Annotated in this window: 19 protein-coding genes; 2 read left to right on the top strand and 17 right to left on the bottom strand. The window is 35.2% G+C overall.

Annotated elements, in window-relative coordinates; genetic code table 11:
• Window positions 1-115: 115 nt before the first annotated feature.
• A complete protein-coding gene (locus tag H628_RS0102145) occupies window positions 116-1,684 on the top strand; it encodes a multicopper oxidase family protein (RefSeq protein ID WP_027824980.1) in 1,569 nt (522 codons plus the stop codon).
• A 52-nt stretch (window positions 1,685-1,736) separates the two neighbouring features.
• On the opposite strand, the gene H628_RS0102140 is transcribed toward H628_RS0102145, so the two are convergent.
• Window positions 1,737-2,852, bottom strand: coding sequence for an LCP family glycopolymer transferase (locus tag H628_RS0102140; protein ID WP_027824979.1), 1,116 nt, complete (start codon window positions 2,850-2,852; stop codon window positions 1,737-1,739).
• A 163-nt stretch (window positions 2,853-3,015) separates the two neighbouring features.
• On the opposite strand from H628_RS0102140, the gene pepF reads away from it, so the two are divergent.
• A complete protein-coding gene (gene pepF, locus H628_RS0102135) occupies window positions 3,016-4,803 on the top strand; it encodes an oligoendopeptidase F (protein WP_027824978.1) in 1,788 nt (595 codons plus the stop codon).
• A 37-nt stretch (window positions 4,804-4,840) separates the two neighbouring features.
• On the opposite strand, the gene H628_RS0102130 is transcribed toward pepF, so the two are convergent.
• The 16 genes from H628_RS0102130 to ychF form a co-directional block, all read right to left on the bottom strand.
• Entirely contained in the window at window positions 4,841-6,340 is a 1,500-nt protein-coding gene (locus H628_RS0102130) for an L-lactate permease (RefSeq protein WP_027824977.1), read from the bottom strand.
• Between the two features lie 124 nt (window positions 6,341-6,464).
• Complete coding sequence (locus tag H628_RS0102125; RefSeq protein WP_027824976.1) at window positions 6,465-7,985, bottom strand: L-lactate permease; 1,521 nt, start codon at window positions 7,983-7,985, stop codon at window positions 6,465-6,467.
• A gap of 121 nt (window positions 7,986-8,106) precedes the next feature.
• Window positions 8,107-8,898, bottom strand: coding sequence for a metal ABC transporter permease (locus H628_RS0102120; protein ID WP_027824975.1), 792 nt, complete (start codon window positions 8,896-8,898; stop codon window positions 8,107-8,109).
• Window positions 8,898-9,554: a metal ABC transporter ATP-binding protein gene (locus H628_RS0102115; protein WP_027824974.1), complete on the bottom strand. Its 657-nt coding sequence runs from the start codon at window positions 9,552-9,554 to the stop codon at window positions 8,898-8,900. Before H628_RS0102115 ends, H628_RS0102120 begins: the two co-directional genes overlap by 1 nt.
• 45 nt (window positions 9,555-9,599) lie before the next feature.
• On the bottom strand, window positions 9,600-10,385 hold the full coding sequence (locus tag H628_RS0102110; RefSeq protein WP_027824973.1) for a Cof-type HAD-IIB family hydrolase: 786 nt from the start codon (window positions 10,383-10,385) through the stop codon (window positions 9,600-9,602).
• 95 nt (window positions 10,386-10,480) lie between these two features.
• Window positions 10,481-12,433: a PTS fructose transporter subunit IIABC gene (locus H628_RS0102105; RefSeq protein WP_027824972.1), complete on the bottom strand. Its 1,953-nt coding sequence runs from the start codon at window positions 12,431-12,433 to the stop codon at window positions 10,481-10,483.
• A gap of 41 nt (window positions 12,434-12,474) precedes the next feature.
• Window positions 12,475-13,389, bottom strand: a complete 915-nt coding sequence (pfkB, locus tag H628_RS0102100) for a 1-phosphofructokinase (protein WP_027824971.1) — start codon at window positions 13,387-13,389, stop codon at window positions 12,475-12,477.
• On the bottom strand, window positions 13,386-14,141 hold the full coding sequence (locus tag H628_RS0102095) for a DeoR/GlpR family DNA-binding transcription regulator (protein ID WP_027824970.1): 756 nt from the start codon (window positions 14,139-14,141) through the stop codon (window positions 13,386-13,388). The genes pfkB and H628_RS0102095 overlap by 4 nt, the downstream gene beginning before the upstream one ends.
• A 127-nt stretch (window positions 14,142-14,268) precedes the next feature.
• Complete coding sequence (locus H628_RS0102090) at window positions 14,269-15,018, bottom strand: amino acid racemase (RefSeq protein WP_027824969.1); 750 nt, start codon at window positions 15,016-15,018, stop codon at window positions 14,269-14,271.
• Entirely contained in the window at window positions 15,018-16,568 is a 1,551-nt protein-coding gene (locus tag H628_RS0102085; protein WP_027824968.1) for a UDP-N-acetylmuramoyl-L-alanyl-D-glutamate--2,6-diaminopimelate ligase, read from the bottom strand. Before H628_RS0102085 ends, H628_RS0102090 begins: the two co-directional genes overlap by 1 nt.
• A gap of 34 nt (window positions 16,569-16,602) precedes the next feature.
• Window positions 16,603-17,766: a sensor histidine kinase gene (locus H628_RS0102080; protein ID WP_027824967.1), complete on the bottom strand. Its 1,164-nt coding sequence runs from the start codon at window positions 17,764-17,766 to the stop codon at window positions 16,603-16,605.
• A complete protein-coding gene (gene croR / locus H628_RS0102075; protein ID WP_027824966.1) occupies window positions 17,766-18,455 on the bottom strand; it encodes a response regulator transcription factor CroR in 690 nt (229 codons plus the stop codon). The genes H628_RS0102080 and croR overlap by 1 nt, the downstream gene beginning before the upstream one ends.
• Before the next feature lie 102 nt (window positions 18,456-18,557).
• A complete protein-coding gene (locus tag H628_RS0102070) occupies window positions 18,558-20,378 on the bottom strand; it encodes an ABC transporter ATP-binding protein (protein WP_027824965.1) in 1,821 nt (606 codons plus the stop codon).
• An 8-nt stretch (window positions 20,379-20,386) separates the two neighbouring features.
• Complete coding sequence (locus H628_RS0102065) at window positions 20,387-22,114, bottom strand: ABC transporter ATP-binding protein (protein ID WP_027824964.1); 1,728 nt, start codon at window positions 22,112-22,114, stop codon at window positions 20,387-20,389.
• 208 nt (window positions 22,115-22,322) lie between these two features.
• Window positions 22,323-23,081, bottom strand: coding sequence for a DUF1129 family protein (locus H628_RS0102060; RefSeq protein ID WP_027824963.1), 759 nt, complete (start codon window positions 23,079-23,081; stop codon window positions 22,323-22,325).
• Between the two features lie 11 nt (window positions 23,082-23,092).
• Window positions 23,093-24,193, bottom strand: coding sequence for a redox-regulated ATPase YchF (gene ychF, locus H628_RS0102055; RefSeq protein ID WP_027824962.1), 1,101 nt, complete (start codon window positions 24,191-24,193; stop codon window positions 23,093-23,095).
• Between the last annotated feature and the right edge of the window lie 25 nt (window positions 24,194-24,218).

Below are 24,218 nucleotides of genomic sequence, written 5' to 3'. Positions count from 1 at the left end.
AGGATAATTATATAACAAAAAAAGTGTGCTAATCAATTTACAAGCGCTTACATAAGTTGTATTTTAAAATCATAAAGCAATTCATCAATTGTTAAAAGAAAGAAAGGTCATAATCATGACAGAAGAAAAAATTTATACCGACTACTTTTATGATGAAGCTGATTTCGATAAAAATCACTTTAGATACAAAAACTTGCACATCCCAGATGGTATTGAAGCACAACCTTTAGCAGTTCCACCTGTTTTAAAGCCAGATAAAGAAGAAGGAAATGACGTTTGGTTCACTATCGAATCAATGGAAGGTGAAACTCCATTTTTACCAGGCTCAAAAACCAAGACCTGGGGCTACAATGCACCATTTTTAGGTCAAACAATGGTACTCAAAACTGGACAACATGTTCATGTTACCTTAAAGAATAGTTTAAAGGAATTAACCACTTACCACTGGCACGGTATGGAAGTTCCCGGTCCATACATTGACGGTAGTTGTCACGCACCTGTATATCCAGGTGAAGAAAAAGAAATTGAATTTACGGTTGAACAACCTGCTGCATTAACTTGGCTTCATGCTCACCCATGTCCAAGTACAGCAGCTCAAGTTTGGATGGGATTAGCAATGGGCGTTGTTATTACTGATGACCACGAAGCTGAACTTCCAATTCCTAAAGCATATGGCAAAGACGAATTCCCTATTGTTTTACAAGACAGAGTATTCCACGAAGATAATCAATTTGATTACCGTGCTGATTACGATCCAATGGGCGTATTTGGTGATACACCATTAATTAACGGTGTAATTAAGCCTTATATTGATGTAACCACTCAAAAAGTCCGTTTGCTCTTCTTAGGTGGTACTAACCGTCGTGAATGGAGATTACACTTTGACAACGATTTAGTGATGACTCAAATTGCTGGTGACGACTCATTCTTAGCTCACCCAGTAAAAATGACTAAATTACTCGTTGGTCCTGGTGAAAGATTGCAAGTAATTGTTGACTTCTCTGACTACAAAGAAGGCGATGTAGTAAATCTTTACACAGATGACTTCAAGTTAATTGAATTTAGAATTCACCACTTTGAAAAGGATGATTCAGTCTTACCTGATACCTTATTTACACCAGAAGATCCAGTAGTCGCTGACGATGCTGTTGTTCGTAAAGTTACAATGGATGACCACGACAAGATTAATGGTAAACAATATTCAATGCAAAGAATTGATATGAAGGCCGAAGTTAACCATGCAGAATACTGGGATGTAACTAACACTAACTCCAAGAGTCATGGTATGCTTCACCCATTCCATATTCACGGCGCTCACTTCTTAGTCGTATCACGTAACGGTCAAACACCAAATCCAAATGAAATTGGTGTTTACAAGGACACAATTGAAGTTGCACCACAAGAAACAGTTAGATTAAAGGTTATCTTCCCTAAAGAAGGCCTCTTCATGTATCACTGTCACATTATTGAACACGAAGATGCTGGTATGATGGCTAATATCTTAATCGTTGATCCAACAAAACCTGAGCCTCACTACGACTTAATGGACATGGAAACCTTAACCAAAGCGTTTGCTGAAGAAAAAGGTATTCCAGAAAGTGAAGTCTTCATGCCAGGTATGTGTACTGAAGGCTACATGGATCATTGCCACGATGATGCACATACAAGTGCAAGTCATCATTAATAATTAACAAGTAAAAAATGCTAACAGGATTTTTCCTGTTAGCATTTTTTCTTTAATCAGAATCACTGTCATAAACTTGATAATTAGTAAAGGCATTAGGATTAGTCCAATCAATATGATCCTTATTTAGACGATTTTGTCTAGTTTCTTCATTACTGAGTTTTTCTTTGCTTAAGCCTAAGTTAGTCCGAATAGTATCTGATATTCGTTGATATTCTTTAGTAGATGCCACTTGAATAGAAGCCCCATCAATCCAAGCATCATGTCCATGAATATAATCACTCTTCATATTACTTGCTGCATCGCGATAATTCAAAGCAATTGACCACATATCATTAAAAGTAAGATTAGTAGTAACATTCTTAGAAAAGGCCTTTAAAATGCTCTTGGCATTAGCAAGACTCTTCAAACTCATGGCATTTTTTACAATTGCCATAATAATTTGTCGCTGACGCATTTGACGCCCATAATCACCACGTGGATCATCGTGACGCATTCTTGCATAATCGAGCGCTTCTTTACCATTTAAGTGCATCTTACCTTTATGGAAACTAGTATTATAGGTAAAGCTAAATGGGACATTCACATCAACCCCACCAACAGCATCCACCATTTGCTCTAGCGCCTTCATATTAACTTCCATATAATAGTCAATCGGAATATTTAATAAAGCAGACGTAGTTTTAGTTGCAGCTTGATTACCTCCAACTTGATAAGCTGAATTAACCCTAAACATAAAGTATTTTCCGCTGTCACCCTTAATATCCGCAAGTAAATCGCGTGGAATAGAAGTTAAAGTTGAAGTTTTCTTTTCAGGATTGATTGTTGCAACAATCATCGTATCACTATTTCCACGATCATGTCGTCCTTCGATGCCTTGGTCAACCCCTAATATTAAAATCGAAATTGGTCGTTTTTGATTAATTTGTTGACTAGTTGCTCCTCCGCCTTGGAAAGTAGAGTCAACTGCGCTATGCAAAGCAAAGTATAAATGCCCACCATAAGCAAGACTTATACTCACAACTAGCATTGCAACAAATGCCATAACCCTTTTTAAAGTTACAGGTTTTACTTGCCGCTTGTTAGCTGCAAAAATATGATTGCGAGTCATCTTTTTTAAGTTACGTCGTTGATATTCCTCGCGAGTATGTGGCTGATAATGATCCATAACTTTCCCCTCATAATTTTTATAATTCGATTTTGCCACTTTTTTAGTTCTTACGGTACTTTTTTTCTATATTTTAAACTTTATTTATTAATCCTAATCCATTTACTTTTCATTTGGCAAAGAAACAAGGTAAGATATAAGTAACTTTTTTAGGAGGGAAAATATGGCTTTACCTAATCGAAAAGATGTCCCACAAGAACTTACCTGGGACTTAACTAAAATTTTTAAAGATGATACCAGTTGGGAAAAAGAATATCAAACTCTAAGTAATCAATTACCGCAGTTGGCAGAAATATCTGATAATTTTACTACCAATGCCACAAACTTTTATGATGGTTTGACAAAGATCTTTTCCTTTGACCGCCAAATCTCTAAACTATATGCTTATGCAAGTTTATCAAGTGATGTTGATACAACTAATTCACATTACTTATCTTATCGTGCCAAAGCAGAAAGTTTGCTAAATCAGTACAATGCTGCAATTAGTTTTATGCAACCTGCTATTTTAGGATTAGCAGATAGTACTTTAAAAAACTTTTATCAAGAAGCATCCAAGTTAAATGAGTATGCTCATTTCATCGATTCAATAAAGCATCACGAAAAGCACGTTCTTGATTCCAGAAGCGAAAGTTTGATTGCTGCGGCCGGAGATGCACTTAATGCTTCAAGTTCTACCTACAATGTATTGTCAAATTCTGAATTACCTTTTGGCTACACTCAAGATGAAAATGGCGAAATGGTACAACTATCAGCTGGCCTTTATAATCAACTAATCCAGTCTCAAGATCGAAATGTACGAAAAATGGCATTTGACAGTTTATACGCAAGTTATGGTTCCTTGCAAAACACTTTTGCGCAAACACTGGCTGGAAATGTAAAAGCCCACAATTATGATGCTGTAGTTCATAATTACCCTGATGCACGTACTGCCAGTTTAGATAAAAACGAAATTACAACAGATGTCTATGATAATTTAATCAAAGTCGTTAACCAACACTTACCATTACTACATCGTTACACTGCCTTACGCAAAAAAGTATTAGGACTTAGTGAGCTTCAAATGTACGATTTATACGTACCAATTACCGGCAAGCCTACTTCCAGTTATACCTTTGAACAAGCTAAAGTTAAAGCAAAAGAAGCACTTGCTGTTTTAGGCGGAGAATATTTAGATGAAGTAAATCATATCTTTGACAATCGAATAATTGATCCAATTGAATCTAAAGGAAAAACTACTGGTGCTTATTCTGGTGGTAGCTATGACACTGAACCTTACGAACTGCTTAATTGGACTAATGACTTCGATGCACTTTATACTTTAGTACACGAGACCGGACACTCAGTTCACTCAGCTTTCACAAGAAAAAATCAGCCTTATCTTTATGGTGATTATCCTATTTTCTTAGCTGAAATTGCCTCAACCACTAATGAAAACATTTTAACTGAATACCTTCTAGATCATGAAACAGATAACCAAAAACGTGCCTTTATCTTAAACTTCTTCCTTGATTCGTTTAAGGGTACGATCTTTAGACAGACTCAATTTGCTGAATTTGAGCAATTCATTCATGAAGCTGATCAAGATGGAGAAGCTTTGACTTGTGACTTATTAAATGCCAAGTACGAAGAAATTAATCAACGTTACTATGGTAATACTGTTCCTGGTAGCCAAATTAAACTTGAATGGACTAGAATTCCACACTTTTACTATAATTTCTATGTTTATCAATATGCAACTGGCTTTGCTGCAGCTTGTGCCCTAGCAAATAATATCATTCATGGCAATGATAAACAAAAACAAGCTTACTTGAATTTCCTTAAATCTGGTTCTAGCAAATATCCACTTGAGACAATAAAACTAGCTGGTGTTGATATGACGCAAACTACATACTTGGAATCAGCATTTAAGTTGTTTGAACAACGCTTAAATGAACTCGAAAAGTTATTATAAAAAGTCTAGCATCAATTTTGATGCTAGACTTTTTTCATTAAAAATGTAAATTTTGACTTGTTAACCCCAAGATAAAAAGTGATAAACAAATAAAGCCAAGATAAATTAGAGCCCATTTTATGCTCGTTGCTAAGATTTCTCCTTCTCTCCCCCTTAGCTGTTTACTAGTAGCACTGGCTACAGCTATTGATTGTGGAGATAGCATACTTCCTGCCGTTGAACCTGCCATATTGCTAGCAACTAACCAATACTTATTTACAGCTAAATCTTTAGCACTTGTTAGTTGTAATTCTCCAAATAAGACATTTGAAGATGTATTTGATCCCGTTGCAAAACTTCCTAAAGCCCCAATTATTGGCGCTACTAATGGATATATTGGCCCCAAGCTAGTCACTAAAAAATCTGCTAAATTAGTGGTCATTCCTGAATAATCCATAATCTTAGCTAAACCCACAATAGCACAAATCGTAATCACCGTTTTAAAGCTGCTTTGAATTGTCTTAAATAAAATCCTCCCTTGTTCTTGTAGTGAAATCCGTTGAGTAAGCCCGCCAATTACTGTAGCAATTAGAATTAATGTACCTGGTGATGTTAATAAGTTAAAAGTTTGGCTTACTTTAGGATAGATTGTAAATATTAATTGGATATTTAAATATTGATTTATTGTTGGAAATACCGGTGAAGTAACTAAGACTAAGACAAAAATTAAGATAAATGGTAGTACCGCTGGTATAAGCTCTATTAAATTAATTTTTTTACTAATAGAATTGTCTTTTCGTTTTACTAATAATATTTGAACAAGCAATGTTACTAAAGACGCTACAATAGTTGGTAATTCGCTTCCCATAAAGTAGGCTATGATTAATTGCACAACTCCATAAGTTAAACCACTAACCAAAATAAATTGCCATAGTTCAAAAACTTGTTTCCAAGACTCTGTAAGCAGGTAAATCAACAAAAATGGTACTAAGATACAAGCGAGTAATAATTCTATGCTAACGTAAGTTGCTAAAGTCTGAACATTTAATTTTGTTACATCTGCCAGCGTAATAACTGGTAATCCTACAGCACCAAAAGCAGTTGTCGCAGTATTAGCTAAAAGACTCACACTTGCTGCTTTTAGTGGTTTTACTCCCATTGAAATTAACATCCCTGCTGGAATTGCCACTGCAATTCCAAAGCCAGCTACAGATTCCAAAAAGGCCCCAAAACTCCAACATAGAATTAAAACTAAAATTCTATAATCTTGAGAAAGATGTGCTAATGCTGCTTCAATTTTTCCAATTCCACCACTATAAACTGATAGATTATATGAAAAAAGGGCACTGATAACAACATAACTAATTGTGACTAATCCCATGGCTACCCCATCTAAAGTAGCTAACGTCGTTAGCTTTAAGGATAAATCACTGGCTAACAGCGCTAAAACAAAGGTGATTAATAGGCCACTAGTTGCTGCTTTAATGACTGGCCACTTAAAAACCCCTAAAGTTATTACCAACCAAACAATTGGTAACAAACTAATGATCACTTGCATTGCATCATCTCCTGTCTAAAAATAAGCTAGTAGTTTTATGTTATCATATAGTTTTTGCTTTTTCCTTTCTTATGCTCAATACACAAAAAAGAAGCCTACTTAGAAAATAGACTTCTTGAAACTGCTAGAGATGCAACATGCCTAAAAATAATCCAATTAAGTAGAGGTATGAACAAATTAGTACAAGATATAATCCACACCATTTTAGAGCTTCTTTTAAAATTTCTCCCTCTTTTCCTTCTAAACCAGTAGCGGCTGTAGCTACAGCAATGGATTGAGGTGAAATCATTTTGCCTGCGGTTGCTCCTACCATATTAGAACCACAAACCCAAATAGTATTATCACCTAAAGTTTGAGCTGCTGATAATTGCAAGTTTCCAAATAAAACGTTGGCGGAAGTATCAGATCCTGTCACAAAAGTCCCGATTGCACCAATTAAAGGTGCTACCAGTGGATAAAACGGCCCCATTAAAGCAACAAAAGTTACTGCCAAGCTACTAGTCATACCTGCATATCCCATCACCTTCGCCAAACCTACAATTGCACAAATTGTGATTGCAGTTTTGCCAATTCCCTTAATAGTATTCACCAGAATTTTTCCTAATTCTCCAAGTTTTACTTTTTGAATAAGTCCACCAATAAATGTAGCCAAAATAATTAATGTACCTGGAGATGATAAATAAGCAAATTTAAAAGTACTATTACCAATTGGGAAGCTAATCAAAAACTGATTTAAGAACTTATTTATTAGTGAAAATAATGGAGATACCAGTAAAACAAAACTAAAGACCAAAATAAACGGAGATACTGCTCTTAAAACTTCATTTAAACTATGCTTTTCTATGGATGCTTGCCCTGCTTCTGTATCTTGTTTACGAATTTTAGCCATTAAAACAGTTAAGCCAATACTCATGATTGCCCCAACAATTGCCGGCAATTCTGGTCCCACAAAATGTGCAACCACAATCTGCGGCAAAGCAAAAGCCAAGCCAGAAACTAAGGTAATAGCAAAAACCCCATTAATTGCCTTAATTGAACCTTCTTCAAGACAAACTAGAATAAAAGGAATGATAACTATCAACGGCAACAGTTCGAAGGTAATAACTGTAGATAAGGTAATCTTATCTAATTGTGTAACATCTGCCAAAGTAATCACAGGAAGTCCAATCGCTCCAAAAGCAGTTGGAGTAGTATTGGCAACTAAACAGATTACACTCGCCTTAATTGGTTCAATCCCAAAAGCAATCAATATTCCAGCTGGAATTGCAACAGCCGTTCCAAAGCCAGCAATTGCTTCTAAAAAGCCACCAAACCCCCACGCAATAATCAAAACTAAAATTCTTTTATCAGTAGTAATTGAACTAAGTAAATCCTGAATAACTTTAATTGCTCCAGATTGATTAGTTACATTGTATGTAAACAAGGCCGCAATAATTACATAAACAATCGGAAACAGCCCCATTAAAACACCTTCAATAGCACCAGCTAATGTATTTATGGGCGATAACTTAAAAGTAAAGATTGCTAAAAAAATAGTAATTAATAAGCCGATAACTGTTGCCTTAATAGCTGCCAGTTTTAAGACCCCTAAACTAATAATCAGCCAGATAATTGGAATCAAGGCTAATATAAATTTGACCCACATATTTGCATTCATAATACGCCTCCATTACAAGATACCTTATATCCAAATAATATCTTGAAAGCGCTTTTATATCAAGTGAAAAGCATTAAAAAAGAGCGCTTAAAGCGCGCCCTAATAAAGTTTATTTTTTCACAATCTTATATAAGTATACTGTTAAGTAAATTGTAACTTCAATAATTGCAATAAAGAAAGTTACAGGCCAATCAGTCATAAATCCTAAATATAGTCCCAGCCAAACTCCTAATAGGGCTAAAGCTACCGACCAAATTAACATTGACTTGATAGTTTTTCCTAAATATTTTGCTGTTGAAGCAGGTAAGGTCAATAAAATAAAGACTAATAGTGATCCTACAACTTGTGACCCTACACTTACCGCCATAGCCATTACCACTAAAAATAACAAACCAATTATGCTTGTGTTTACCTTTCGAGCTAAAGCACCAATATGATCAAAAGAATCAAAATTTAGATTTCTTTGAATTGTAAAGATTACAAGCAAGACAACTAAAGATAATGCCGTCAGCTGAATAACACCTTCCCGGTCAACCCCAATAATGCTACCAAATAAAATATTCGTTGCATAACGACTATTTGAACCAGATAAAGCTAAGAATAAAACACCTAGGCCAATGAAAAGAGCACTAATTGCACTAATAGAAGATTCTTTTTGAGTTGTTTTCATTGAGAGCTCACCAACACCTAGTGAACCAAGTAAGGTAAATAATAGCATCCCCCATAAAGGATTTATTTTCATAAATACTGCAAAAGCAGCTCCCGCAAATCCAATCTCACTCAAAGTATGTGCTAAAAAGCTAAAATTACGAGCAACAACGTAAACGCCAACTACACCACAGGTTATTGCAATAAAGGTAGAGGCTAAAAAGGCATAACGCATAAATTCATAAGCAAACATTATTCATATGCCTCCATATCTAAATTAGCAATCTTTCCAAATTCAAGTCCACCATCATGTAAAAGTAAATAGTCTTCCATATATTTTTTAGCTAAAGGAATATCATGGGTAGTAAATAAGACTGTCAACCCATGTTTTTCATTCAAATGCTTAATCAAAGCCATCAATTCTTCTTTGGCTACAGGATCTAAACTCGCAGTAGCTTCATCTAAAATAATAATATCTGGCTGATCGAGCAAAGCTTGAGCAAGATATGCACGTTGCTTTTGCCCTCCACTTGCTTCTCCCATTCTAGTATTAGCAATTGCTGTTAAATTGGTTTCTTCTAAGATATGGTTAACTTGTTTTTTCACTACTTTACTCTTAAAAATAGGGGTATTTAACTCAATGAAGGCTCTGATACTCAATGGATAATCATTATCAATATTTCTAAATTGAGGGACATACCCCACCTTTACAGCAGGCGCAAATTCAAAATTACCTGCTGTAGGTTTTAGCATACCCATTAAAATACGAATTATCGTCGTCTTTCCCGCACCATTAGGGCCAAGTAATGCGGTCATTGATCCCTTTTTTAGATTAAAATTCAAATTTTGAAAAACAAGTTGATTATCAAAAACCATCTTCAGTTTTTCTACTTTGAGAATATTATCCATCTCATTTTCCCTTCTATTCTAGAAATTCATTTATTGTAACCTAAATCAACTCAATAAGTCAATAATCTTTTTTTGAACGCTACTTTCATCACTTGAGCCAATAATTTCATCAGCTACTTGTTTAGCTACACTTTGGCCAGTCGCAGTAACGAAACTTTTTCCAACATATTTAAGCATTTCAACATCATTTCCACTATCGCCAAATGCTACCATTTCTCGAGCTGAAATTCCTAACTTTTTACCTAACTTTGCTAAGCCGACAGCTTTGCTCATTCCTTTTTGACTAATATCAATTGAAAACTCTGATCCAGCTACCACTTCCAAAGTAGGAAAGTTTTGTCGAATATCATCCACAATTGGTAAGACGTTACCTTCTGGTACAATAAAACTCATTTTAAATAGCCTATCATTAATCTGATTAAAGCTTTTGACAGCTTTCAACTTAAAATAATACTTTTGCATTTCATTGTACATTAGAGGACCATCGCTTTCAAAAACGTAGGCACTAGTTAAACCAGCCCAAACAATGGGATAGTGATACTTTTGAGCAACAGTTAATAAAACATCAATATCAGTTTGACTTAAATCATCAATTGCTAAGATTTGCTTTCCCTTAGCTATTAAGGCCCCATTTTCTGCCACAAAATATAATTGTGATACATAACCAGGAAAACGAGTCTTTAAGTTTTCATATTGATTGCCACTGGCAATGACAAAGTTAATATGATGATCCTGCATCAATTTAAGATCTCGCTTAAATAAGTCCTGATCAAAAGTTTTTTCAGAATTTAACCAAGTTCCATCCATGTCAGTTGCAATCAATTTAATCATTAGCCAATCTCCTTCTTTCTATAACTATTCTACCAAAAAAAGACGCTATCATAAGTGATAGCGTCTAATTTCTTTATTTAAGTAAGTACCTTTAACTATTCAGTAACTTTTTTCTTCCAGATGCTCATAATCAAAGCTGCAACAATTGAACCAATAATTACTGCTAAGAAGTAGCCTGGAATATTAGTTGAAAGTGGTGATACCCAGAAACCACCGTGAGGTGCTGGTACACCAACGTGAAGGAAACCAACAATTGCACCGGCAACAGCTGAACCAATCACACATGATGGAATAACACGTCCAGCATCTGCTGCTGCAAATGGAATAGCACCTTCAGTAATAAATGAGAAGCCTAAAATCCAGTTAGTTACACCGGCTTTTCTTTCTTCATCAGTATACTTATCCTTGAAGAAAGCAGTACCAATAGCAGTTGCAAATGGAGCTACCATACCACCAACCATAACAGCAGCCATTAAAATAGCAGTTGTAGTTGACTTAGGGTCATTAGCAAAGGCACCTGATGCAAAGACGTATGCAGCTTTGTTAAAAGGACCACCCATATCAATTGACATCATACCTGCCAAAATTGCAGTGAGTAATACCAAGTTACCAGTACCCAAATGGTTCAAGAATGCAGTAATTGCTGAGTTTAATGAACCAAAGATTGGGTTAATGATGTAATACATTACTAAAGCTACAAGTAACAAGCCAAAGATTGGGTATAAAAGCATAGGCTTCATACCTTCAACAGACTTAGGTAAGCCCTTGAATAACTTCTTAAGACCTACAACAATGTAACCAGCAATGAAACCTGCAGCAATCCCGCCTAAAAATCCAGCTGCTGAATTAGCATTATGGTTGATACTTGCAACATAAGCTCCACCAAATGAGCCCTTGTATACAGTTGCCATAAATCCACCAACAAAACCAGGCATAAGAGCTGGTGCATCACCAATTGCTTCAGCAATATAAGCTGCAAGAACTGGTACCATGAAAGCAAATGCCATATTACCGGCATTGTTCAAGAAAATAAATGCTTCAGTCTTGGATCCACCCAGGTATTGTTCAACTAAGAATGAGATGGCCATCAGGATACCACCACCGATAACGAATGGAAGCATATGACTAATACCATTCATTAATTGTTGGTAAATACCACCATTACCTTGCTTAGTTTCACTTTCAGTATTTTGGCCATTATCATGGTAAATATCACCCTTGCCAGCTAAGATATCCTTAACTAATTCTTCGGGTTTGTTAATACCATCAACAACTGGACCCATAATCATTTCTTTGCCGTCAAAGCGTGCCATCTTAACTTTCTTATCAGAAGCAATGATAACACCCTTAGCACGCTTAATTTCATCAGCTGTTAATTCATGCTTAACACCTTCAGAACCGTTAGTTTCAATTCTAACTTCAGCACCTAGCTTTTCACCAGCTTTAATCAAAGCTTGTTCAGCCATGTAAGTGTGGGCAATACCATTAATACATGCAGTAACACCAACGATTAAAGGCTTATCGCTATCTTCTTTGACAGCTTCTTTCTTAGCTGCTGCCTTTTCTGCTGCAGCTTGTTCTTCAGCATCTTTAGCTTCTTCAGCCTTAGTAAAGATGTCAATAATTTCTTCAGGCTTAGTAGCTGCCTTTAACTTGGCAATTAAATCAGGATTTACAAGTAACCCTGAAAGCTTAGCCAATGCTTGTAAGTGCGTATTATCTGCACCATCTGGAGCAGTAATCATAAAGAATAAGTGAACTGGTTGACCATCAAGTGAATTAAAGTCAATACCTTTTTCACTCTTAGCAAACAATACTCTCGCCTTGTTAATGCTCTTGTTACGAGCGTGAGGCATAGCAATTCCTTCGCCAATACCAGTAGTAGATTCGTTTTCACGAGCCCAGATTGATTTTACGAATTCTTCTTTGTTGTTAACAATACCAGTAGCAACTTCTAAATCAGCCATTTCATTGATAGCTGCTTCTTTATCAGTCGCCTTTAAGTTCATAATCATTGATTCTGGACTTAAAATATCCTTAATCCGCATTAATATCCCTCATTTCTTTTATTCAATCAAACTCAAAGTAATTATTTAACTTCTGAAACTTTAATTTGTGGTAAGACAGCATCAATTTGACTCTTAACCGCAATATCTTTAGTAAAAGCAGTAGCAGCACCACAAGCCATCCCAATCTTAAATGCTTCAACTGGGTCTTGAGTTTCAAAGTAAGTTCCAACGAAACCAGCAATCATTGAGTCACCTGCGCCCACAGAGTTAATTGCAGTGCCTTTAGCACCTGGTGCATGGTAAACGCCATTCTTATTTACTAAGTAACCACCATCTTTAGCCATTGAAATCATAACATTTTGTGCACCCATATCAAGCAACTTCTTAGCATAGGTAAGCATTTCTTCATTTGAATCAAAAGTTACTCCAAATAAATCAGCTAATTCGTGGTGGTTAGGTTTAATTACGAGTGGTTTAAATTCCAAAGTATCAAGTAGAGCTTGCCCAGTAGTGTCAACTACAAATTCAGCACCTGCTTCTTTAATAGTTGGAAGCAAGTCTTTATAGAAATCTTGGCCTAAACCTTTAGTCAAACTACCACTCATAACAACGATATCGCCTTTATTTAAATCGCTCAATCTTGCCTTAAAAGCGGTAATTTCTTGTTCTGTAATTTGGGGACCAGCTGAATTGATTTCAGTTTCTTTTTCCGCGTGAATCTTAACATTTACACGAGTAGTATCTGAAATTTGAACGAAGTCACTTACAATGTGCTTTTTGTTCAATTGACGAACTAATTCTTGACCAGTAAAGCCACCAACAAATCCCCATGCAGTGTTTTCAATCTTCAGCTGATTTAAAATTTGAGAAACATTAATTCCTTTACCACCTGCTAAAAATTGACAATCATCTGTCCGGTTAACTTCCCCAGTGATCACTTTATCTAGTTGTAAAACATAATCTAGTGCAGGGTTAACAGTTACCGTATAAATCATACGTTAGCCTCCTTATAAATTAAACCTTGCGGCAATTTTTCTTTTTGATTAGTTGATAATGAATCTATAATCAGAGTCGCCTCATTGACATCAGCAAAGCTTGCAAAGTTGTTAGTTGCTATTTTAGAACTATCCATCAGAATATAACTTGAATCTGCTTGGATAATTTCAGCTTTTTTAATTGCAGCTTCTGCTGGGTCAGGAGTAGTAAAAGTGCCATTTTTATTCAAGCCATTAGCACCGATAAAGCTTGCATTAAAATGCAACTCCTTCAACTGCACAAGTGCAGTTTCACCGATTATTGCATGCGTTGCCTTTTTTAACTTTCCGCCTAACAATCTGGTCGAAATGTCTAATTTTAATAATTCAACTGCTGTATCTAAACTATTAGTTACTACCGTTAAGTTATGAATATCCTTTAAAAAAGGGACCATTTCATAAATAGTTGTTCCTGCATCCAAAAATATGTAGGAATTAGCTTTTACAAAATTCTTAACAGCAAATTCAGCAATTTTACGCTTTTGTTCCACGTTAATGGTGAAACGGATATGTTGAGCAATATCACTTTCAGGATTTATTGCTTGTGCACCACCGTGGACCCGATGCAACAACCCTAATTGATCCATCTCAGATAAATCTCGGCGAATAGTTGATTCTGACGATTGCGTCAATTCACATAGCTCAGAAACGCGACAAATATCGTGCTTCTCAACATAATTTTTGATTAATGTTTGGCGTTCTTGAGTCAGCATCTTTTTCACCCCGCCTAATATAGTAACCGCTTTTTTATTTAAAAGCAATCAAAAACATTCATTTTCATTCACTTTCCTTCAAAATAAAAAAACAAGTACGATATTTAAGTATCATACTTGTTTTCTGTTAATCATATAAATATTTAGCGATAGCTTCCTTAGGATCCATCCCATTTCTAATCTTCAAGGCTAATTCAATTGTGACATCTGCCAAAATTGATTGCGGATCAATAACATTATAAGGATGATCTGGAGCTTTTTCTTGAGCTAATGATAACTCAGTACATCCGAGTAAGATTACATTGCAACCATATTCATCATGCATCTTTTGCAAGATTTGGTGGTAGAGTTCTTTGTTCACAACACCTTTTTCCTTGATATTATGATAGATCAAATCAGTCACCATTGGTTGAATTTCACTACCACCAAATTCTACTTTACGACCAACTTTTTCAATTTGCTTTTCATATAAACGATCATATATTGAGCCTTCAGTTGCAATTAGGCCAATTTTTTCTTCATTTGGAAATTTTTCCAAAAAAGTATGAACAGCAATTTCCATCATATTCAAGAATGGAACATCAGTTAAAGCTGCAAGATCACGGTAAAAGTAATGTGCTGTGTTACATGGCATTACAAAAAAATCAGGCTTCAAGAGGGCTTGTTTTTCAACATCATCTTTTAAGGCATAAAAGAAATTCTCTTGACTATGATCTTTAATATAAGCTGTTCTATCAGGTATTTCAGCATCATTAACTAAAATATAATTTAAATAATCCTGATCTTTAGTAATTTTAACCCGGTGATTAATTAAACGCACATAACTTTCAGTAGCAATTGTGCCCATACCACCAATAATAGTAAAAAAGTGTTTCATTATTTTTCTAATTCCTTAATCACATTGCGGGCAACTACAATATCAGATGGATATGGCGTGTTGACACCTCTAATCTTTTGAAAGGCATCTGCACCCTTACCACAAATCAAAACAACATCGCCCTTACCAGACATCTTAATTGCTTCATGAATTGCTTTTTTACGATCAAGCTCAATTGTGACATCAACTTTAGAATGATCAATTCCAGCATCAATTTCTTCAGCAATATCCATTGGATCTTCAAAGCCAGGATCATCAGTTGTTAAAAACGCTTTATCAGCAAATGCAGACAAGCTTTGACTAAATCCTGGGCGACGACTTACACCTTTATCTCCAGGTGCACCAACAACGACAATAATCTTTGGATTATCAAATTCTTTGCGCATAAAGCCCATTAAAGCCATCATGCTAGCCTTATTATGTGCATAGTCCACTACAACCATACCGTGATCTTTGGTCATTTCTGTTTCCATTCTTCCTGGAATGGTTACATGTCTAATCCCACTAGCTGCTTGTTCATGAGTGGCTCCACCAAGTCCAGCGCCAATAATAGCAGCTGAACCATTAATTTCGTTAAAGTCTCCCAGCATTTGTAAAGTATAGTCACCATTAATTGCTAAATGCTTAGCTTTATCACTGGCACAGAATAACTTGAACCTAGTTTCAATTAAGTCAGTTTCTTCAGACTTAAAAATGAAATCCACTGGTACCTTCAACTCTGGATTTTGGTAACCTTCACGACTAAATAAGAAAATACTATCTGGATTAGTTGTAGTCGTTGCAGCAGCATAAACTTCTGAGAAGTGATCTGTTTCTGCATTAATAATACACTTACGTGAATTTACTAAAAGTTGCAATTTACAGTGCAAGTAATCCGCAAAATTAGGGTGTTCATTAGGTCCAATGTGATCTGGAGTAATATTTAAGAAAAAGCCCAAATCATATGTAAGACCAAATACTCGATTTTTCTTATAAGCTTGGCTTGAAACTTCCATAACTAAGTGAGTCATTCCATTATCAACTGCTTTACGCATATCACGGAATAAATCAAGTGATTCTGGCGTTGTCAAGCTAGACTTAAAAGTATCTTCAGGCTTAGGTCCAACAACATCATTAACAGATGAGAACAAGGCAGTCTTACCACCATTCATCTGATCAAAAATTCCCTTTAAGAAGTATGCACTTGTAGTTTTTCCTTTTGTTCCAGTAAATGCAACCAAGAATAAATCATCTTGAGGGAAACGGAAAAATGCAGCTGATAATAAAGCCATCGCCTTAGTAACATCACGTACTACTAGTGCATGCATCCCTTTCCCCTCAGGGAAAGGTTGTTCAGCAACATAACAAATGGCTCCATTACTTTTAGCCATTGATAAATAAGTTGGTCTAAAACCAGCACCCTTACAGAAAAATAAGGTATTAGTTTGAATGTCACGTGAGTCATAAGAAATATAGTCCATTTTGGTTGGAACAGTATCTTGTACTGCACTAGACTTCAATAAATGATGTTCTTTCAAAATTAATATACAGGTATTTAAAGAGATACTCATAGTTAACCCCACTCGAAATAGTTTTCAATGCAAATTATAACACAGTGCCCGTACTTGGTAACATCTGCGTTTTTATTGGAAAGGTAATAATAAAACTTGTTAAATGATCATCAGACTCACAGCGAATACTACCATGATGCAAATCTACTACTTCTTTGACAATTGCAAGTCCTAATCCAGTCCCACCAGTGTTAGTATTCCGTGATGTTTCTACTCGATAAAAACGTTCAAAGATTTTATTCAAACTACTTGCCGGTATTTTTTCGCCATCATTTTCAACACGCAACTCGACTTTTCTGGTATCCAGTTTTTTAGCAGCTATTCGAATAAAGCTAGCATCATGGCCATATTTAAAGGCATTAGAAATCAAGTTGTTAAAAACTCTAACAAGTTTTTCGGCATCTGCATCAATCGTTAAGTCAATTGGACTACATTTAGTTTGTAAATCAATTTTTTTAGCTTCAGCTTCTAACTCAAACCCAGCTGCTACTTGTTCTAACATTGAATTTAAGTGTAGAGGTACTAATTTAATTTTTGTCTTTGCACTATTTAAAGTTGTATAGTCAAATAAGTCATTAGCTAAGGCTTTCATCTGTTCTGCTTTATTGTAAGCAATATCAACATACTTAACTTGATTGGGATTTAAACTATGATCAGTTTTAAGTAGACCTAAATAACCAATAATCGAAGTAAGTGGTGTTCTAATATCATGAGAAACATTAGTAATCAAATCGTCTTTAGACTTTTCAATTTGTCGTTCTTCATCCATAGCATTAACAGTACTATCCACTAAGAAGTTGATAGAATCTATTACTTTTTGTAAATCTGTTTTAACGACAAAAGAAATTCGATGATCAAAATGACCTTCAGCGATGTAATGGAGCTCTTGAATTACATGTCGTAATTGCATTTGATGGTAACGTCTTATTAAGCGCCAATAAAGCACTAACAAATCACCAAGCCCCATAAACACGATAAAAATCCTTTCCCAAGACCAAATATGTTGGCCATTGGCAAATACTAAAGTGCTTTTTAGATAATAAATTCCATTAACTAGACTCTGATTTTTAATCATTGCTAAATTAATTAGAATTATGATTGATAAATTAAGGAGCAGTAATAAAATAATCGTTACTACTCCTTCACCAACAAGTTCACTTTTTTCACGTCCAGTTAAAATGACGCGTTTCTTCTTCATTATTGCGCCTCTACCTTGTATCCTACGCCCCAAACAGTTTGAATAACTTCTTCCCCGTCAGTAGCTTTTTGAATTTTATCACGTAAGTGAGAAACGTGAACCATAACCGTCTTAGCTGAAACAACAGATTCTTGTTGCCACACTCTTTCAAAAATTTCATCAGCGCTAAAAACTCGATTAGGATGACTGGCTAAAAGATATAAAATTCCAAATTCTAAAGCTGTTAATTGAATATCGGCACCAGCAATTGTTTTGACTTCATGTGAATCTTTGTTAATTACTAATGGTCCTATTTCTAAAATATCTGGCTTGTCACTAGTAACTTTCTTTTCACTTCGACGCAAAAGTGAACGTACCCGTGCCATTACTTCAAGCGGGTTAAATGGTTTTACGACATAGTCATCAGCACCAGTAATTAAGCCTTGAATTTTATCCATGTCACCAGTCTTAGCCGAAACAACAATGATTGGAATATCAGAGTCACGCCGCAATTCCTTAATAACTTCAATTCCAGTCATCCCTGGCATCATAATATCTAAAATCATCAAGCCAATATCAGGGGTAGTAGCAATCTTAGTTAAAGCTTCCTTACCACTGTATGCGGCAATAGGTTCATAACCTTCATTTTTGAGATAAATACTTAAGAGTTCTACGATTTCTTTATCATCATCAACGACTATAATTTTCATAGTTATACCCCTCTTTTTGAGTTCTAATAATCTTATACTATATTGTACAAAATCTAAATAAAAGAGCATGCAATATTGCATGCTCTTTTCATATTCTTAAGATTATTCGATTTCCTTTTTACCAGTGTATAACTCGTAATAGTAACCTTTTTTAGCTAATAATTCTTCATGAGACCCTTTTTCGATAATATGTCCGTGATCAAGAACACAAATCAAATCAGAGTTAACAATCGTAGATAAACGGTGCGCTATCACAAAGCTAGTTCTACCAGCTAACAAATTATCCATACCTTTTTGGATAATTCTTTCAGTTCTTGTATCGATACTTGAAGTAGCTTCATCCAAAATCATCACTGGCCGATCAGCAATCATCGCTCTCGCAATTGATAATAACTGCATTTGTCCTTGTGATAAGTCACCACCTGAGCCATCAATTACCGTTTGATAGCCATTATCAAGCTCATGAATAAATTCATCAGCATGAGCAAGTCGCGCTGCTTGGTAGACTTCATCGTCACTAGCATCTGGATTACCAAAGCGAATATTATCCATGATTGTCCCAGTAAACATGTGCGTATCCTGCAAAACAATTGCAACGGACTTACGCAAATCATCTTTCTTGATATCTTTAACATCGATACCATCGTAGGTAATACTACCACTATTTATTTCATAAAAACGATTAATCATATTAGAAATAGTAGTTTTACCAGCACCGGTTTCACCAACTAAGGCAACTTTCATACCAGGTTTAGCATCAATGTTAATATCATAAAGAATTTGTTTATTTGGAACATAGCCAAAATCAACATGATCAAACTTGATATGGCCCTTAACTGGAACTAATTCATTATTTGCCTTGCGCCAGTTCCAAGCATTTTTGACACCAACTTTATGAGTAATAGTAACTGTGCCTGCATCAACTTCAGCTGTTTTATCAAGCACATTGAAAATTCGGTTAGCACCAGCCATGGCCATTACAATTGAGTTTAATTGTTGTGAAATTTGAGCAATTGGCATACTGAATGAACGTGATAGTTGTAGGAATGAAGCAATCGCACCTAAAGTTAATGGGAAAAAGCCATTAATTGCACCTAATCCACCAATTAGAGCAATTAAAACGTATGAGATATTTCCAACATTACCCATAATTGGGAAGAGCACTGTCGCATAAACATTGGCCAAACCAGATGCTTGACGCAATTCATCATTGTATTTATCAAAATCGTTCTTAACGTATGGTTCATGACTAAAGACCTTAATTACCTTTAACCCGCTGAGCATTTCCTCATTATAACCATTCATTGCACCTAATTTTTCTTGTTGCAACTTAAAATAATAGCCAGATTTTTTGGTTAAGTAGCGAACAATACCAACTGATAATAAAAAGATAATCAAAGTCAAAATCGTTAATTGCCAACTTAAAACTAACATTGAACCTAATACGAAAACAATAGTCAAAGTTGAACTCACAAATTGAGGTATTGACTGTGAAATCATCTGCATCAAGGTATCAATATCATTAGTATAGCGAGACATAATGTCGCCATATTCATTTTGATCAAAATATGCAATTGGTAGATATTGCATATGCTTAAACATCTTATCTCTGATACTCTTTTGCACTTTTTGTGCTAATACCATCATCAATAAAGTGTAGAGATACGTTGTAACTACCCCAATTAAGTAAACTAAGGCCAAGAAGCCAAGCGCATTAAATAAAGGAGTGAAATTAGGATTAGTCTGCTTAAGTAAAGGCGTAATATATTTATCAATTAATTGTTGAATAAATAATGAACCATAAACTGTACTAAAGGCACTGACAATAATCCCAATAATTGCCAATGGAAAAGCTACCGGTCCAGTTTTTACAATATACTTAAGTAATCTCCAAAATGTATGCTTTTGATTTTGTTTTTTCATCTACTCACCTACTTTTCTTTTTCAGATTGATACTTGTTAAGTGAACTATATAAATCGTTACGTTCAATAAGTTCGTCGTGAGTGCCGATATCTTCGATTCGCCCATGATTCATCACAATAATTCGATCAGCATCTTTAATTGAAACAATTCTTTGCGAAATGATAATCTTAGTAGTATTTGGCATATCGCGCTTCAAAGCTAAGCGAATTTCTTTTTCAGTTTTAGTATCAACAGCTGAAGTCGAATCATCCAAAATTAAGATCTTTGGCTTCTTTAATAAGGCACGCGCAATTGTAATTCTTTGCTTTTGACCACCAGAGACGTTGTTACCACCTTGTTCAATCATAGTATCGTAGCCATCTGGAAATTCGTTGATAAACCCATCTGCATGGGCAACCTTAGCTGCGGCAATAATTTCTTCATCACTCGCATTTTCATTACCCCATCTTAAGTTATCTTTGATAGTGCCAGAGAATAAAACATTGTTTTGTAAAACCATGGCCACATTATCACGCAAGGTCTTTAAATCATATGAACGAACGTTGTGACCAGCAACTCTTACAGCACCACCAGAGACATCATAAAGTCGTGGAATCATCGCTACTAAAGTAGATTTTGAAGAACCGGTTTCTCCAATAATCCCAATTGTCTCACCTGAATGAATATGTAAATTAATATCAGATAAGGCTAAAACATCACTATCTTTTTCATATTTAAAGTTAGCATGATCAAAGACAATATCACCATTGTTTAAGTCAGTTACTGGATGCTTAGCTGGCTGGGTGATAGTAGATTGTTCATTAATTACTTCAGTAATTCTCTTACCACTAGCTTGTGAAATTGTTAATTGGGTAAAAATCATAGACAAAATCATTAAACTAAAGAGCACTGAATTAGAATATGAAAACATTGACACTAGCTGACCAGTTTGCATTTCATGACCTACAATTAACTTAGCACCAAACCATGAAAGAAGTAGCATTGAGCCATTCAATAGCAACATCATAACTGGGGCATTCAATGCAATAATCTTTTGTGCACCAGAAAATAGCTTATAAATCATATTTGATGATTTAGAAAATTTATCAATTTGTTCTTGTTCATGCACATAAGTCTTAACTTCCCTAATCCCACGCACATTTTCACGAACAGTTTGATTCAACTTATCATAGTTTTTAAAAATCTTGGGGAAGAATGGAAAGGCATTCTTAATAATTAAGGCTAATAAAATAGCCATAATTGGTGCCATAATTACAAATTGAATTGCAAGTTTGGCATTGACAACAAAGGCCATGACAATTGAAACAATCAACATAAGTGGTGCTCTAACAGCAATTCTAATTAACATCTGATATGCCAATTGAATGTTATTAATATCTGTTGTCAAACGAGTTACTAAACTTGAGCTTGAAAATTTATCTATATTTTCAAAAGAGAAATTTTGGGTGTTGAAAAACATATCTTTTCGTAAATTTGCCGCAAAACCCGCTGCTGCTTTAGCTGAAAAGTAACTTGCACCAATCCCAAACATTAATGAAATAAAAGCCATTAATAATAAAAATAGCCCTAATTTAGTTATTAATGAAGTATTCCCTTTCATAATGCCATCATCAATTAACCATGACATTATATATGGAATAAACATTTCGATGAAAACTTCAACAGATACAAATATCGGAGAAAGAATTGACTCTTTACGATATTGGCGAATTGACTTCATCAATGTCTTAATCATATCTAATCCTCTTTTCAATATAATTTTTTATATATAAATATATGTACTACGGTATACTTTTTAACTTTAAACTAAAGAAAGAAGGCATTGAAGCCTTCTTTCTAAAATATCCGCTTAATAAGAAAAATAAACATATTTTTCAAATACACACTATTTACTTTGCTAACAGAATATCCTTTATTTTAATTAATGTCAAACAGTTAGCATTCTACTTGTTGTTAGTACCTTGTGGATAAAGAACTGAGCTAGTAATGTGATAATGCTTTCTAAAAAAGTATCTACCACCAAATGCTAGAATCGCTAAAATCAAGTTTACTGCTACTGGTAAAACAGGATTAATTGGTTGTACTGCTTTCAAAGTAAAGATACTAATTACCACAAAAATTAAAGCAACTGTACCAATTAGCATAAATATCATCTTGCCCCAGCCAAGTTTTCTATCACGTAAACGACTTTGAATCACTTCTTCATTAAGTGCTGTCATTACATAGCCAAAGACAACTGAAATACCTATTAAGGTGAAAATTCCTAATTGTGAATTTTGCGTCTTAGGAGAACTTAAGCCCATAATTGCAACCATCCCAGCAAAGATAGCAAAATATAATAATCCATTATCTACTGCTTTTTGCCAAAATTCAGGTTCTTTAGGCTTTACTACTGGGTGTAAAATCTCGTCTGCTTTTAAAACTGGTGACTTTTGGTAAAGGGTACTTGCTGGAACCCCTTGCTTTTGCGCACTAATAATTTCCACTAATAACTTGTCAGTTTCAGTTTGTGCTTCTTGTTCAGTCTTTCCACCTTGTATTAGTGCTTTTTCAAGTCTGAAAATATAATCACTATTTTTGTTCGAAAGATTTTGACGTAATTTTGCTGGACTTTCAGAAGTCAAATTAGCAAGCTTTTCTTCTTTTTGCAGATTTTCAGCCTGCTTAGCGCTATTTTTTAAATTCTTTTCTTTTGTATCCATTGAGCTCTCCTTTAGACATTAAATCTAAATTCGATAATGTCACCATCTTGAACCAAGTAGTCCTTACCTTCAAGACGTAAACGACCAGCTTCCTTTACCTTTTGCATTGTTTCGTACTTATCTAAATCATCATATGAAACAACTTCTGCTCGAATAAAGCCACGTTCAAAATCTGAGTGAATAATTCCGGCAACTTGAGGAGCCTTCATTCCTTCACGGAAAGTCCAAGCACGAGTTTCAGCACCACCTGCAGTAAAGAAAGTTCTAAGTCCTAATAAGTGGTAAGCTGCTTTAATCAAACGGTCCAAGCCTGATTCAGTTACGCCTTCAGCTTCTAAGAATTCTTGCTTTTCATCATCATCAAGTCCTGCGATTTCTTCTTCAGTAGCTGCACTAATTGCAATTGCACCAGCATGTTCACTTTCAGCATGCTTTTTAACGATTTGGTAGTACTTATCGCTATCTGGATCAGCCATTGATTCTTCAGCAATATTAGCAACATAAATAACAGGTTTTGAAGTTAATAAGAATAAGCCCTTAACAATCTTCTTTTCATCATCATTAAAGTCAATACTTCTTACAGCTTTTCCTTCTTCAAGAACTGGCTTAATCTTTTCAAGTACTGCAAGTTCTGCCTTAGCGTCCTTATCGTTACCTTTAACTAACTTTTCAACTTTGCCCATTCTGCGGTTAACTGCATCCAAATCGGCAATGGTTAATTCCAAGTTAATGGTGTTGATATCTTCTTCAGGGTCAACCTTACCAGTAACTGAGGTAATGTTGTCATCATCAAATGAACGAACAACGTGAATGATTGCATCAGTTTGACGAATGTTTTCAAGGAACTTGTTACCAAGACCTTCACCCTTTGATGCACCCTTAACCAAACCTGCAATATCAGTAAATTCAAAAGTAGTGTGAACTACTTTCTTGGCAGGGATTAATTCATCAATTCTTGCCAAACGAGCATCTGGTACTTCGACCATTCCTACATTTGGTTCGATGGTAGCAAATGGATAATTAGCCATTTCAGCTCCAGCTTTAGTAATCGCGTTAAATAAAGTAGATTTCCCAACATTTGGTAATCCAACAATTCCGGCAGTTAATGACATTATTACTTCACTCTTTCTCTTATTT

Origin of the sequence: Lactobacillus psittaci DSM 15354 (assembly GCF_000425905.1) — a bacterium.
In the GTDB taxonomy this organism is placed as follows: Bacteria; Bacillota; Bacilli; order Lactobacillales; family Lactobacillaceae; genus Lactobacillus; species Lactobacillus psittaci.
The sequence above is the reverse complement of the archived record's forward strand: the minus strand, read 5'-3'. Positions and strand labels throughout refer to the sequence as shown.